At 44.9% G+C, this 909-nt stretch carries 1 protein-coding gene; it reads left to right on the top strand.

Annotated features, from left to right (window positions below; translation table 11 throughout):
- Nucleotides 1-47: 47 nt before the first annotated feature.
- The coding region (locus GMD4S_RS09490) for a UDP-N-acetylglucosamine--N-acetylmuramyl-(pentapeptide) pyrophosphoryl-undecaprenol N-acetylglucosamine transferase (RefSeq protein WP_000724798.1) at nucleotides 48-909 on the top strand (862 nt) is incomplete at its 3' end.

Here is a 909-nt window from a genome sequence, read left to right as displayed (position 1 = left end):
ACGTGGCGACCTCTTTATCGACACAGTAGCGGAGTTAAAGGAATAATATGAAAAAAATTGTCTTTACAGGTGGGGGGACGGTTGGACACGTTACCCTCAACCTTTTGTTAATGCCTAAGTTCATCGAAGACGGCTGGGAAGTTCACTATATTGGTGATAAACACGGAATCGAACACCAAGAAATCCTCAAGTCAGGCTTGAATGTGACCTTCCATTCTATTGCGACTGGTAAGTTGCGTCGTTACTTCTCTTGGCAAAATATGCTGGATATCTTCAAAGTTGGTTGGGGAATTGTCCAATCCCTCTTTATCATGTTACGACTGCGTCCACAGGCTCTTTTTTCTAAGGGGGGCTTTGTCTCAGTACCGCCGGTTATCGCAGCGCGTGTGTCAGGGGTACCTGTCTTTATTCACGAATCGGACCTTTCTATGGGCTTGGCCAATAAAATCGCCTATAAATTTGCAACTAAGATGTATTCAACATTTGAGCAGCCTGCTGGTCTTGCAAAAGTCGAGCATGTGGGGGCAGTAACCAAGGTTTCAGACCAAAACACTCCAGAACCAGATGAATTGGTGGATATCCAAACCCACTTTAATCCTAAATTGCCAACGGTATTGTTTGTCGGTGGTTCTGCAGGAGCCCGTGTATTTAACCAATTAGTGACAGACCATAAAAAAGAGTTGACAGAGCGCTACAATATTATCAATCTAACTGGAGATTCAAGCCTCAATGAGTTGAGTCAAAATCTCTTTCGTGTTGATTATGTGACGGATCTCTATCAACCCTTGATGAAGATGGCAAATGTGGTGGTGACGCGTGGTGGTGCCAATACGATTTTCGAGCTCTTGGCCATGGCGAAACTCCATCTCATCGTACCATTGGGTCGTGAAGCAAGTCGAGGAGACCAGA

The organism is Streptococcus sp. GMD4S, from assembly GCF_000296955.1.
This window is presented reverse-complemented; position numbering and strand designations above follow the sequence as displayed.